Source organism: Caldisericota bacterium (genome assembly GCA_034717215.1).
Classification (GTDB): Bacteria; Caldisericota; Caldisericia; order Caldisericales; family Caldisericaceae; genus UBA646.
In genome coordinates this window covers 1-13165 of sequence record JAYELD010000015.1, presented here as the reverse complement: position 1 = coordinate 13165, position 13165 = coordinate 1, and the positions used below count along the sequence as shown (strand labels likewise).

15 protein-coding genes are annotated in these 13165 nt (G+C 34.5%); 7 read left to right on the top strand and 8 right to left on the bottom strand.

Going from position 1 to position 13165, the window contains the following annotated elements; all coding sequences use genetic code 11:
* Positions 1-5 precede the first annotated feature (5 nt).
* The 7 genes from U9Q18_00570 to U9Q18_00540 are packed head-to-tail and all read right to left on the bottom strand — an operon-like array spanning position 6 to position 5621.
* The gene (locus U9Q18_00570; GenBank protein ID MEA3312853.1) at positions 6-1469 is read right to left on the bottom strand and encodes an MBL fold metallo-hydrolase; all 1464 of its coding nucleotides are present in this window, start codon (positions 1467-1469) and stop codon (positions 6-8) included.
* A gap of 39 nt (positions 1470-1508) precedes the next feature.
* Positions 1509-2234, bottom strand: a complete 726-nt coding sequence (locus U9Q18_00565; GenBank protein MEA3312852.1) for a DUF364 domain-containing protein — start codon at positions 2232-2234, stop codon at positions 1509-1511.
* The gene (locus tag U9Q18_00560; GenBank protein MEA3312851.1) at positions 2221-3225 is read right to left on the bottom strand and encodes an ABC transporter ATP-binding protein; all 1005 of its coding nucleotides are present in this window, start codon (positions 3223-3225) and stop codon (positions 2221-2223) included. Before U9Q18_00560 ends, U9Q18_00565 begins: the two co-directional genes overlap by 14 nt.
* Positions 3213-3950, bottom strand: coding sequence for an ABC transporter permease (locus tag U9Q18_00555; protein ID MEA3312850.1), 738 nt, complete (start codon positions 3948-3950; stop codon positions 3213-3215). The genes U9Q18_00560 and U9Q18_00555 overlap by 13 nt, the downstream gene beginning before the upstream one ends.
* Complete coding sequence (locus U9Q18_00550) at positions 3935-4837, bottom strand: ABC transporter substrate-binding protein (protein MEA3312849.1); 903 nt, start codon at positions 4835-4837, stop codon at positions 3935-3937. The genes U9Q18_00555 and U9Q18_00550 overlap by 16 nt, the downstream gene beginning before the upstream one ends.
* The gene (locus tag U9Q18_00545; protein ID MEA3312848.1) at positions 4834-5427 is read right to left on the bottom strand and encodes an NTP transferase domain-containing protein; all 594 of its coding nucleotides are present in this window, start codon (positions 5425-5427) and stop codon (positions 4834-4836) included. Before U9Q18_00545 ends, U9Q18_00550 begins: the two co-directional genes overlap by 4 nt.
* Complete coding sequence (locus tag U9Q18_00540; protein MEA3312847.1) at positions 5412-5621, bottom strand: type II toxin-antitoxin system Phd/YefM family antitoxin; 210 nt, start codon at positions 5619-5621, stop codon at positions 5412-5414. Before U9Q18_00540 ends, U9Q18_00545 begins: the two co-directional genes overlap by 16 nt.
* A 109-nt stretch (positions 5622-5730) precedes the next feature.
* Between U9Q18_00540 and U9Q18_00535 the strand changes: the two genes are divergently transcribed.
* Positions 5731-6570, top strand: coding sequence for a tyrosine-type recombinase/integrase (locus tag U9Q18_00535; protein ID MEA3312846.1), 840 nt, complete (start codon positions 5731-5733; stop codon positions 6568-6570).
* A 212-nt stretch (positions 6571-6782) separates the two neighbouring features.
* A complete protein-coding gene (locus tag U9Q18_00530) occupies positions 6783-7736 on the top strand; it encodes an ROK family protein (GenBank protein ID MEA3312845.1) in 954 nt (317 codons plus the stop codon).
* Positions 7737-7838: 102 nt separating this feature from the next.
* On the opposite strand, the gene U9Q18_00525 is transcribed toward U9Q18_00530, so the two are convergent.
* Complete coding sequence (locus U9Q18_00525; GenBank protein ID MEA3312844.1) at positions 7839-8333, bottom strand: MogA/MoaB family molybdenum cofactor biosynthesis protein; 495 nt, start codon at positions 8331-8333, stop codon at positions 7839-7841.
* 344 nt (positions 8334-8677) lie between these two features.
* Between U9Q18_00525 and U9Q18_00520 the strand changes: the two genes are divergently transcribed.
* From U9Q18_00520 to U9Q18_00500, 5 genes are all read left to right on the top strand, one after another.
* A complete protein-coding gene (locus tag U9Q18_00520; GenBank protein MEA3312843.1) occupies positions 8678-9382 on the top strand; it encodes a biotin--[acetyl-CoA-carboxylase] ligase in 705 nt (234 codons plus the stop codon).
* A 64-nt stretch (positions 9383-9446) separates the two neighbouring features.
* Entirely contained in the window at positions 9447-10994 is a 1548-nt protein-coding gene (locus U9Q18_00515; protein MEA3312842.1) for a carboxyl transferase domain-containing protein, read from the top strand.
* A 17-nt stretch (positions 10995-11011) separates the two neighbouring features.
* Positions 11012-11332, top strand: coding sequence for an OadG family protein (locus U9Q18_00510; protein MEA3312841.1), 321 nt, complete (start codon positions 11012-11014; stop codon positions 11330-11332).
* Positions 11325-11777 carry a biotin/lipoyl-containing protein gene (locus U9Q18_00505; GenBank protein ID MEA3312840.1) on the top strand — a complete coding sequence of 151 codons (453 nt, stop codon included), beginning with the start codon at positions 11325-11327 and terminating at the stop codon, positions 11775-11777. The genes U9Q18_00510 and U9Q18_00505 overlap by 8 nt, the downstream gene beginning before the upstream one ends.
* A 9-nt stretch (positions 11778-11786) precedes the next feature.
* A complete protein-coding gene (locus U9Q18_00500) occupies positions 11787-12908 on the top strand; it encodes a sodium ion-translocating decarboxylase subunit beta (GenBank protein MEA3312839.1) in 1122 nt (373 codons plus the stop codon).
* Positions 12909-13165: the final 257 nt, after the last annotated feature.

The following is a 13165-nucleotide window of genomic DNA, read 5'->3' as shown; positions in this document are numbered from 1 at the left end:
CCTCCCTAAAACTTTATTGTATCTCCGTTTTTAACGATTTTTACTTTATTCCCAAACTGTTCTTCGTATTCTTCTGCATGTTCAGTGTGAACGGGAATAATCGTCTTTGGATTAATTTCTGATACTATATTAAATAAATCATCCTTTTTCGCGTGACCTGATGCGTGAATATGAATTCGTGGGTAAAGATTAAAATACTTAAGCCAGTTGTCCATCCTCTGTTCATCAATTTCCTGTTCTTCCGAGTGCGCCTCAGATGCCGAATGAATATAAATACTGCCGTTTGTCGGACGTATATCAACAAGTTGTTGAAAATTAAAATAACGCAATATAAGCATAAAATTATTTTCATTTGCCCTAATTTCTTTTGCTGTTATAATCCGGCTTGCATCTACTTTTCCTAATATATTTTTCATCCAACTGCTTGAATAATCTTTTTTGTCGTAAGTCCCACTTCTTTTTTTTTCAAGGTAAAGATAAATATTCGGATCAGAAAGAGAAGGAACAGGCATACCAACATTTTTCATTGCATCCATAAAATAAGCATCTTTTAAAGAAATAACAAACTTCCGCCCACTTGATTTGGCAAGTTCATAAAAAGTGAGGAACCGATAAATATTCTTGAAAGGAAAATCCACAATAACAAGTTTTTTTCTATTATGAATCTCTTTTTGTGCTTCTTCAAAAACGCGTTGTTCAGTCCAGAATTCTCGCGTTTCATCATCATTATAAGCGCGTAAATTTGTGCCCTCGATAATTAATATATCGGGATGTGCTTCTCTTGCTTGTCTAACAAATTGTTCCGTGTCAGCTCGTGTTTTGCCATGAAGCCTCAAATCACCTGTATAAACAATGGTTTTCTCCTCACTCTTAATAATGAAACCCATTGCACCAGGAACAGAATGATCAACGGGACACGCTGTAACATTAACTCCATTAATTTTTTCCTCTCCGTAAATAGCATTGGCTTTATGTGTGCCATAATAAAGTGGGTCTTTATGGCTTCCGGTTGCAGGACGCCGTATAAACTTAAAAATGGATGTTTCAAACTGTGTATTAGATGTATCTTCAATTGCCTTTAATAAAGAAATGGTAATTTTTGATGTGTAAATTGGAATATCTTCACGAAGAAATGTAATGTACCCAGAATGGTCAAAATGAACATGGCTAAGAAATACACCGTCCACAAATGGAGGCTCACTGCCATCGCCTAACTCTTTAATACCTTCTCGTTGAATGAATTGTAGAAGATCCTTTCTATATATTCCCTTTATGGAAGGAAGAAGTCCTAAAAAGTAAAGATCCCCCATTCCATTTGCAGGACGGGGATTCAGATACTCCTCAAAAAACATCCCTCGCCTATTATAATTCAAACCAAAATCGAGGAAAAACCTCTTCTTAGAAATCTCTAACAGTATTTTTGTGCCGCCAATTGTGTCGGTACCATCAAAAAATTTAATTTTTCCCATATTATTCATTATATACCAAATTGTGAAAAAATTATGAATTTATTTTGCTAATGAACAAAATCTTTTGAGGTTAAGGATATAAGCAGCGCCTGCTATTGTTGTCCCGTAAAATACTTTATCCTTTTTTACATTTAAAAATTGCTCAATTGTATTATTTACAACAGTTGTCCCGGTTATCCAGAGGAGATCAGCCCATTCAATATTTCTACTGGTGCTCTCTTCAACTTCGATCAGCACTCCGTTTACCTTCTTTCCAACCATTTCGTTATCTAAATCAACAATTCTCAAGTGGAAATGTTTTGAAAAAGTTTCTGCAAAACGAGGTTGATAGCCAATAAGAAAAATTTTTGGATTGCCAAATTTTCTTTTTATAAAATCCACAGCATTTTCGGCACACTCTCGTGGTTCGTCATTTTTACAATGTATTGTTTTATCTGTCAGTTTCAGGTAATCCAATATTGCATTAAGTGTAGAAACGAATATCGCTCTTTGATAATTTGTACGTAGATCAAGATCTAATACATCTTGAATCGTTCCTGTAAAATTGCCATAAAAGTCTGTAAATGCTTGCCCTCTTGCGCCTCTAAAATGGGCTTCCATTAATTTTTCTTGACCTTTTATTATAGGATAATCCTTATCTGTAGGATCCCCTATTGCCTCTTCAGCAGTAAGGGGAGCAGCTTTTATTACGACACTCTCGTTCAGCAAATTATTTTCTTTAGCTATTCTTTCAAATTCCATTGTTAATATATCATAAACCGCCATTATTCACTCCTTTCAATTTTGTGCCTCTATATTTAATAATTACATAGACATCATCTTTATCTATCTCATGCCACATATACCATGGTATATTTCCTTTAATTATTGTCTCATTTATGTCTATTTTCACATGCACCCTTTCTGCGCTTTCCTTATGAGAAATAATTTTTCCTCGCAGAGTATTGAGCGTTGGAATTGGTGGTTTCAATGAAGAAATGTAAAGATCCTCTTCCAAAAATTCTACGTAATAATCATCGCTCTTCTCTGAACTGAACGGCACAATGAGAGAAAAATTATCAAATTCAGCAAGAGCAATATCCTTTGTTACTTTTTTAAGCGACCTCACTTTAATCCTGTTTACGTCATTACCAGTGTGAACAAGTTTGCCCTGTCTTATTTTTATTATATTGTTTCCCAGTTCTTCTGCTTCATACGGATCATGTGTTACAATAAGAGTTGTCAGTGAAAATTCCTTGATTACTTTTAAAAATTCAGCTCTTATAAATTTTCTCATTTCAAAATCAAGACTTGCAAATGGTTCATCTAATAAAAGTAATTCAGGATTTGTTACAAGGGCCCTAGCAATTGCCACCTTTTGTTTTTCACCCCCGCTGAGTCTTAATGGATATCTATCTTTGAGCGCAAGAATATCTACTTTTTTTAAAATCTTTAACACCTTCTTGTCGATATTTTCTTCCTTCTTAATGTGTAGAGGAAACGCAATATTTTCGTAGACTGTAAGATGTGGAAACAATGCCAGATTTTGAAATATATAGCTTATATCTCTTTCTTCGATTGGTACAGGTGTAATTTCCTTGCCGTTGAGGTAGATATGTCCATTTTTCACGGGTATTATACCACTTATTGCATTGAGAAGCGTAGTTTTGCCAGCACCATTGGACCCAAGTAAAACGCCGACTTTGCCCTTTTCAAGAATAAATGAAATATTTTTAAGAATACCTACTGAAACTGACTTTATCTTTAAGCCTTCCATGTGAGAAGTTTTACCTCTACCTTTCGTATTATATAATCGGTAACAAAAGAGATAATACCCATTGCAATAAGAACAACAAATATAAGTTGTGTATCAATTAAAGATTCTCCTTTCATCAGGAGATATCCTAAACCAGACGGTATTGCTAGCATTTCCGCAACAACTCCCGTTCTTATAGCCATTCCACTTTCAAGCTTTAATCCTGTAAAAATATTCGGCAGAGCAAGCGGTAGAATAATTTTTCTTATAAGACAAGTTTTTGAAGTTCCCATTGTTTTTGCCGCATAAATTATACTTTGATCAATATCCTTTACGCCTCTTACTGTGTTAAGAAAGATAGGAAAAAAGGAACAAATAAAAATAGCAATAATTGGCACACTGTTTGATATGCCAAACCATATCATAAGCACGGGTATCCAACCAATAGATGGGATAGGGTATATAATCGAAACAATCGGAGTCATAAATTGATTTACCTTTTCGTTAATGCCGGCAAATAAGCCAATTGTAATACCACTTACTGTGCCAATAACAAACCCTAGTGCAACCCGGAATAGAGTAAAAAAGATATTTTCAAGCAATAAACCTTTGACCGTGAAGAGTTTAACAATAACACTACTAAACGGCGGAAAAAGGTATGTAGGAACAGCCGGAAGCCTTCCTACAAGCTCCCATATAAGCAAAAAAAGAGCAATGGGCAGTAAACTATTTAATTTCCTGCCCATATAGCATCCTCTGCGTTAAATCGTTTGTCAATATAACCCCAGTCAGCAAGTTTGTCTATCACAAACTGAATATTTGCTACATTTAAACTATTTGTATAAGCAATATTCTTCATAGAGTTTTCAATAATAATCTCATCAGTATTGAGGTATCCAGAAAGAATCTTTGCTGCTTCGTTCTGATTTTTATTGATAAAGTTTGTTTCTGCGATATTCAATTTTACAAGTTCTTTTACAACTACAGGTTTTGTTTCGATGATATCATTTTTTACAACAATACAACTTCCGGGCATCTCAGGAAAAACATCTTGAGCGCGAAGAAGTATTTTGAATCCTTGTGAAACAAGTATTGAAGCATAATGCTCGGGAATAAACACAGCATCTACAGAACCATTACTCAAAGCAGACATTGCAACAAGAGGCTTTGTCCCCAGTACATTAAATTTTATATCATATTGTTCTTCCACAAGTTTCATAACAAAGTTTGCACTGCTTCCTTCTTTAGGGCATGCAACTTTTTTTCCATCGAGCTCTTGTACGCTCTTTATTCCTTGCTTTGATACAAGTTCATAGCCGTATTGGTGTGTAAGAGAAACAATTTTTATTGGAACTCCACGCGAGTATGAAATAATAGCGGGAATAACGCAAATATATCCGACATTGATATCTCCTCTAGCAAGAGCCGCAGCAAGAGCCATCCCTGTATCATACTGTTCAAATAAATCTACCTCAATACCATACTTGTTAAAATCGTCCCTATCCTTTGCAATATATGCAGATGCAGCATGGTCGTTTAATTCCACCGCAATATTAAGTGTTTCGACCGAAGTTTTACATCCTGCTGTAAAGATAAATAATATTGCCATCATAATCATTGCCAATTTTTTCATAACGCTACCTCCCTAGAAAATTTTTTTATGAAATATCGTATACCCTGTTCTTTTCGTACTTTCCTTATCTTTTGAAGTGCCTTTGTACTAAAGATAATAGGATGCGTTCTTTTTCCTTTTTCAACTAGTACTGCAACACCTATATTTTGTGAATGCACTATGTGCATAAATTTATTCATTTTTTTTTCAGATAGAATTTTTCTATTTGCAAAGACAATAACGTTAAATTCAGAATGATTACTTAAGAGGCAAATTCCTTTTTTTACTGACACAGAAATAGGGTCATTTGGTTTTTCATTTTTTGTAAATTTTACATTTGACAGCTCTGCAATTACATCAGTTGACTGACTTTTATTTCCAACAATAATTACCTCTCTAATCACGGAAAGTGCAGAATAGGTTGTGATAATTTTTTTTACTCTCTTTAAATTTCTCTCTCTCCCTGCGAGGATAATTAGTGAAAAATATGGCGTTTGGATATCCGCATATTTAAAATAAGATAGCTCCTTTCCGTAGGAAGAAAGTATAATTCCGTCATTTTTAAAGGTAATTATTGAGTTCTCGGTTAGAAGATTTATCTTTTCTTCCATTCTTTAATTTCTTTAGCAATTTCAGGATATGCATAAAATTTAATCGTTTCCATAATTGATTCGTACAGCCCGCTATCCATCAAGACTGCAGTTGGTTTCCCTTTTCGTATAATGAGAAAGGGTTGTTCTTTACAACTATCCAGAAGCTCGAGAAATTTCTTTTTTCCCTCTGTTGCATTGATCGCTTTTAACATTTCGCCTCCTATGCATAAATATAGTAACAATTATAACCATAATTTTGCATAAGTCAATTCTTTTTTAAAATTTACTCAAATTGCGTATTATAAATAATAGGTATCTGATATGGATAAAAAAGAAATGAAATTAGATTCAAAAAAATTCATAAAAAATAAAGAGAGCTTTATTAGGGGTTACCTTTCTCATATTTCCAAGAAAGGTTATTCATACCACACGATACAAAATAGAGAATGGATACTTCGAGAATTCTTGAAAGATTTTAATATTCCTAACAAAGATTCTGTTTATAAGTTTATAGAGAAAGAGCGGTGGAACAAAAATTCAAAAGCACAAATTGTATATGTTTTAAAAGCCTTTGGTAAATGGATTACAAAAGAACACAACATAAATTTTGACATTCCTTCTTCCCTACAACAACCAAAAAAAGTTCCTGTCTACCTTTCTAACAATGAGGTTATGAAACTAAGAAATGCTTGCAAAAAAATTAGAGATAAAGCTATTATCGACATGCTTCTTTTTACAGGAATAAAACCATCTGAGCTTTATAATCTGGATATAAACGATGTAAACCTCAAATCTGGCAGAATGAACATAGCAGAAAAAGGTAAAAACAAGCGAGAGATTCCAATAGACAAAGCGCTGAAAAACACGCTACAGTCATATATGCAGTGGAGAGAAGTGCATACACATAGTAATGCACTGTTTATATCAAACAGAGGCACACGATTAAGCAAGATAGAGATATATGCCATTATCAAGAGAAGAGCCAAAAATGCAGGAATAGATAAAAAAACTTCACCACATACGCTTAGACATACATTTGCGGTCCTTCTCATGCAAAACAAAGCGGATATTTTAACGATGCAAAAGTTATTGGGCCATAAGAATCCAAAAACTACCTCTATATATGCACACCTCTCTGAACAGGCAAAGAAGAGCAATTGAAAATATGACACAGTAATGCAAAAGCAAAATTGCCTGATCATGCTTTAAACGCCAAATAGAGTAATCTCAAAGGTACCGCTACTTATAAGACATTTTACTAAAAAACGTTTTTCGCAATCTAAATAAATTTGAATTAAAGTTTTATCAAATAAAGTATCATATTGGTAACTATAAATTATTGACTATTCACTAATACTCAATACACTAACAGTATGAAAACAAAATCTTTTCTTGGTATTGATTTTGGCGGGACTAAAATCAATTTTGTCCTACTAAAGAATAATGAAATATTTTATAAAAGGAGAATCTTAACAGGAAAAATAGCTTCAGGAGATGACATTGTTCGAAAAATCCTTACAGGTGTAACAAAAATAGAGCAAAAGACTTCAATTCTTCCTTCTGCAATAGGTATTGGGCTGGCAGGAATGGTTAATCACACATCGGGGCAAATTACCTTCCTTCCAAATATTGGAAAAATAAAAGATTTTCCTATTATCGAGCACCTTTCAAAAAAAATAAGTGTCCCCGCCTTTCTTGAAAACGACGTCAACACTGCACTTTTAGGAGAAGCTTGTATAGGAGCAGCACAAAATAAGCAAAATGTAGTCTTTGTTTCTGTGGGCACTGGTATCGGAGGTGCAATTCTAATTGCCGGTAGAATTTATACCGGGAAAAAAGGACTTGCAGGCGAAATAGGCCACTTAACTGTTCAAGAAAATGGTCTTCTATGTAACTGCGGGAAAAGAGGCTGCCTGGAAACAGTTGCTTCAGGAAAAGGAATTGAGCGGTACGTAACTAGCGAGATAACAAAAGGAAAAAAAACAGAAATGATAGACTGCAAAATTACAGCAAAAAAGATAGCGCAATTTGCAAAACGTGGGGATAAGCTGGCTCTTCAAGCTTATGACCAAGCTTCACATTATCTAGGAAAAATATGCGGAAATATCATAAACATATTAAACCCGGAAATAATCATATTTGGAGGCGGAGTAGTTGAGTCCGGACTCATTTTGAGAAACACAATAAGGGAGACAAAAAATTATGCCATGCCATCATCTCTTAAAGACATTAAAATCGTGCGCTCTGTGCTAAAAAATGATGCAGGCGCAATTGGCGCAGCATTTCTTGCAAAGATTCTTAAATCTAAAAGAGATATCTATATCTAATCAAATTTTTTACGCTACATTCATACTCTTTATGACATCCTTTTGAATTAAAACAAATGGGACTATAGCTCATATTGTTGCCTCTTTTTGCTATCAACATACTTATTCGTGTTTAGTATGTGGTTCGCCTTTTCCTTTGATAATATCTATACCATGGGGGATAGCTTCTTTAATGATATTTAATGAATCTATTGCACCCTGTGGATTCCCCGGAAGATTTATTATGAGGGTAGTGCCCCGAATTCCTGCTATAGCTCTTGATAAAATAGCTTTTTTTGTTGGTTTGAAAGATTCCAATCTAATTATTTCTGAAAATCCTGGAGTCTCTTTTTCGATAACAGCTCTAGTCGCCTCTGGAGTAACATCTCTTTTTGAAAAACCAGTTCCTCCACTCGTTAAAATTAAATCTACCCCCAGCTGATCTGCATAATAAACTATCTTATCCTTGATTTTTTCATATTCGTCAGGAATTACACAAGCATCTACAAGCTCCCAACCCTGACTTGCAAAAAACTTGCTTAATATAGGAACCGTTTCTTCCCTTTTTATTCCCGTGCTTCTTGTATCACTTGTTATAATAATTGCCACTGTAATCATATTGATATAATACAGAATTTGACAATTTAGTCAAAGCAGTACAATTCAAGCGACTATCGAAAATATAATACATTGACATTCCATTACGACCGCGCTAGACCTCAAAAAGTTTGTTCAATTATAGCGTCTTAAGACAAGAAACACATTTGAATTTAGCTGTTTCTATTTGACAAAATCTTTAAGGTTGCTATTATTTTTTGTATTAAAGAGACTATATTCTATAAAAAATGAAGGAATAACCTCCAAAAAAGAAGGTAATAATATGATAGTAATGAATTTAAAAATCAGAGTCAAACAAATAAAGTTTAGAGCAAAATCATATTTGTATTTATTGTAACGCTCTGATGTTTAAAACTGTTATTTATTTAAAAAAAGTCGGCAGCACGATGACTGCTGCAAAACAATTGCTCTCAATACTGGAACCACCATTTATCGTTTTAGCTGAATCACAAACATCCGGGCATGGACAGAGAAGTAGGAAATGGCTTTCTCCAGAGGGAGGATTATGGTTCACGGAAGTGTTTTACACTGAAAGAATTTTAGGTTTATCCCTTTTTATGTCGATACCTATTCTGCGAGTTCTTAAAAAATATGACCCGGAAATTAAAGTAAAATGGCCAAATGATCTATATCTAAATAACAAGAAAATTGCAGGAATACTTACAAAAACATCACGCAATATTGCATTTGTAGGTATAGGAATAAATGCTGAGAATGATATTCCTGCTGAAGCCAAGAAGTATGCAATTAGTTTAAAAGAATTGGAAAATATAAACAAGACAAAAATATTTGAAGGAATAAAAGAAGAAGAAGAAAAACTTCTTCCAGTATTCAACAAAAATGGATTTGCCACGTTTAGAAATGAATATGAAGACCATCTAATTTTTATGAACAAAAACATTACTGTAAAAAGCGAAAGCGTTACTTACGGGAAAGTATTGGGAGTTACTGACTTAGGGGAACTCATTCTAGAAACGGCGAGTGGAACAAAAAAAAATTGTTCAAGGGACTGTGTTAAATTTCTGAGTTTTCGCATAATTTTTACTTGACTCAAATTATATTAATAGTATATTATAAAATCTTTTATAACTCTTAACAATAAAGGAGACTAAAATGAAGAAAAACGGATTAATTATTAACTTGGAAGAAAAAAAAGCCGCTCTAAAAAAGGGTGGGGGAGAAAAGGCGACAGAAAAACAACACGCAAGAGGAAAACTTACAGCAAGAGAAAGAATTGAGTTATTAGTTGATTCAGGTACTTTCCAAGAATTTGATCTTTTTGTCAAAACGCGTTCTACCTACTTTGGTTTAGACAAAAAAAGTATACCCGCAGATGGTATTGTGACTGGCACAGGGTATGTAAATGGACGAAGAATTGCACTATTTGCTCAGGATTTTACTGTAGTCGGAGGATCGCTTGGAGAAATGTATGCTCTTAAAACCACAAAAATGCAGGATCTTGCCATGAAATTAGGTATACCAATCATAGGTATGAATGATTCAGGCGGTGCAAGAATACAAGAAGGCATAGATTCTTTGTACGGATACGGAGAAATATTCAGAAGAAATACAAAAACATCTGGTGTAATTCCACAAATTACAATTATGATGGGCCCAACAGCTGGTGGTGCAGTATATTCACCAGCAATCATGGATTTTATCATAATGACAGAAAAGGCTACTACCTATATTACAGGCCCGGAAGTCGTAAAATCAGTAACAGGAGAACAAGTAGGCCATGAAGAACTTGGTGGCGGATTAGTGCACAATACAAAAAGTGGAGTAGCACACTTCCTTGCAAAAGATGATAAAGATGCAATAGAAACACTCAAGAAACTTTTGTCATTCCTGCCTGATAATTATTTGCAAGAGCCTAAGATTATAGATACCGGTGACCCTGTTGAAAGAGAAGAATTAGAACTCAGAAATATAGTCCCAATTGATCCATCAAAAAGCTATGATGTTAGAGATGTAATCAAAAAAGTTGTAGATAATGGAGATTTTTTGGAAGTTCAATCATTATTTGCAAAAAACGTAGTAATAGGCTTTGCACGTATTGGTGGCAGAGCAATAGGAATAGTGGCCAACCAAGCCGAATATATGGCAGGCGTCCTTGATATTAATGCTTCAGATAAAATTGCACGATTTGTAAGATTCTGCGATGCTTTCAACATTCCGTTTGTAACATTTGTGGATACCCCAGGGTTTTTACCGGGAACAGATCAAGAACATCGAGGTGTAATACGACACGGTGCAAAAGTTTTGTATGCATTCTCTGAAGCCACCGTCCCAAAGGTTACAGTCATAATGCGTAAAGCATTTGGAGGTGCATACATAGCCATGTGTGCAAGGCATCTCGGAGCAGATATGGTTTTTGCCTATCCACAGGCAGAAATAGCAGTAATGGGAGCTGAAGGTGCCGCTAATATAATATTTAGAAAAGAAATTAAAAATGCTGAAAACCCGGAAGCGGTAAGAGAGGAGAAAATTAAAGAATATAGAGACCAATTTGCAAATCCATTTAAAGCAGCTGAAAGAGGATATGTTGACGATATAATAGATCCGAAAGACACAAGAGCTGTAATTGGCAAGGCACTTGAATTCCTGAGAACAAAAAGCGAAGAGCCTGTCCAGAAAAAACATGGGAATATTCCTCTTTAATAAGAGACAAGTTAGACATGAAAATTGATCTAATTAGTGAAATAGTTTTATTTAGTATCATGGGACAAATAGGGGTGTTTGTTGTGCTTGGAGTACTATATGGTTTACTCATTTTATTTACATTCATATTTTACAGAAAAGAAAAAGAACCGGCACAGTTTGTATCTGTCCCACTGAAGGGGATAAAGAGTGAAATAGATAAGAGAAAAATTGCAGCAATAAGTGCAGCACTATATCAATATTTAAATCAAACCTACAAAGTAAGGTTGACTAAAAGAAAATTCTCCAAAAATAAATCATATGAAAAATTAAAGATAAAGAGGTGGAAAAATGGGTAAAAAATTTAAAGTTACAGTAGATGGAGAAACATTTGAAGTCGAAATTAGTGAAATTGGACCACAACGAGTTGTTACTCAAATAAATAAAGAAGATAGCAAAATTGAAAAACCTAAAGTTGCCGAAACTCAAGCAAAAAAACCCTATGAAAAAGAAATTACTGATACTCCTGCTAATACAATTAAAACAGAACCAATATCGATAAAAACAAAAGATGTTTCCAAAAGTGGAGCAAGTATCGTAGCAGCGCCACTTCCAGGAAAAGTACTCTCCGTGAATGTTAAAAAAGGAGACGCAGTAAAACAAGGAGGCTTACTACTTGTAATAGAGGCAATGAAAATGGAAAATGAAATTTTTGCACCAGAAAATGGAAAGATTAAAGAAATTTTTATGAATTCAGGTGATTATGTTATAACGGGCCAAAAATTGATTGAATTAGAAAGATAGGGGAAAAATATGCAAAGTCTTGTCATAAACTTATTTAGACAAAATGGATTTTACAGTATTACCTGGGGAGAATTACTAATGATTGGGATAGGATTATTCCTAATCTACCTTGCAATTTTTAAAAAGGCAGAGCCACTTCTTCTCCTTCCAATTGGGTTTGGCTGCATATTATCAAACCTTCCCTTAGGTGCTGCTTTACTTGAAAAAGGAGGATTCTTTGAATTAATATACACTTATTTAATACAAACGGAAATTATACCAGTTTTAATATTTTTAGGTGTCGGCGCTCTTACAGATTTTGGTCCTTTGATTGCAAATCCAATAACTTTATTGATAGGGGCTTCGGCACAAATTGGAATTTTTATCACATTTTTTATCGCAAGCATGTCAAATTTTAGCCTCATGGAAGCAGGAGCAATAGGAATCATTGGAGGAGCTACTGGGCCAGCAACAATATATACCGCAATTAAACTTGCTCCTCACCTGCTAGGCCCAATTGCTGTCGCAGCATATATGTATATGGCGCTTATTCCAATCATTCAACCCCCGATTATGCGATTGCTCACTACAAAAAAAGAAAGAAGCGTTGTAATGGAACAGTTACGCCCTGTTTCCAAAGTTGAAAAAATTCTTTTTCCTATTTTTATATCGCTCATAGTTTCCATAATTATCCCGGAAGCTTCTTTGTTAATTGGAATGTTTATGTTGGGTAATCTTCTCAGAGAAAGTGGAGTTACTGATAGGCTTGCAAAAACAGTTAGCAATCAATTTATGGATGTTCTCGTAATTCTTATTGCAACTACTATCGGGTCCACAATGCAGGCAGATAAATTTTTAACAAAGGGAACTCTTATTATTATTGGTCTTGGAATCATTGCTTTTGTTACAAGTACGATAGGAGGCTTACTCTTTGCTAAACTTTTGTATTATTTCACGAAGGGCAAGGTCAATCCCCTCATTGGATCCGCTGGAGTATCTGCCGTACCAATGGCAGCAAGGATTTCTCAAAGAGTAGGGCAGGAAGAAAATCCTGGTAATTTTTTGCTTATGCATGCAATGGGTCCAAATATCGCTGGGGCAATCGGAGCAATAGTCGCAGCAGGAATAATGATTACTTTACTTGCAAGATAAAAAACCATTCATATTGTTAAATATAGTGAACCCTATTTTTTATCTCAACGGCTTATTGCAAGAATAAAAATTATTAAAATTAAATTAACAATACAATATTTAACCTCCGACACAGTGTTATCACTACAATATAACTCAGGTAAGCAAATGATATAAAATAAAAAAGGGCGCAAATATTTGCGCCCTTAGGATTGAATCACTAATTCAAGTAGCTATTTTTATTATGATACTTCCCATCCAACAACTCTGCACCAGGC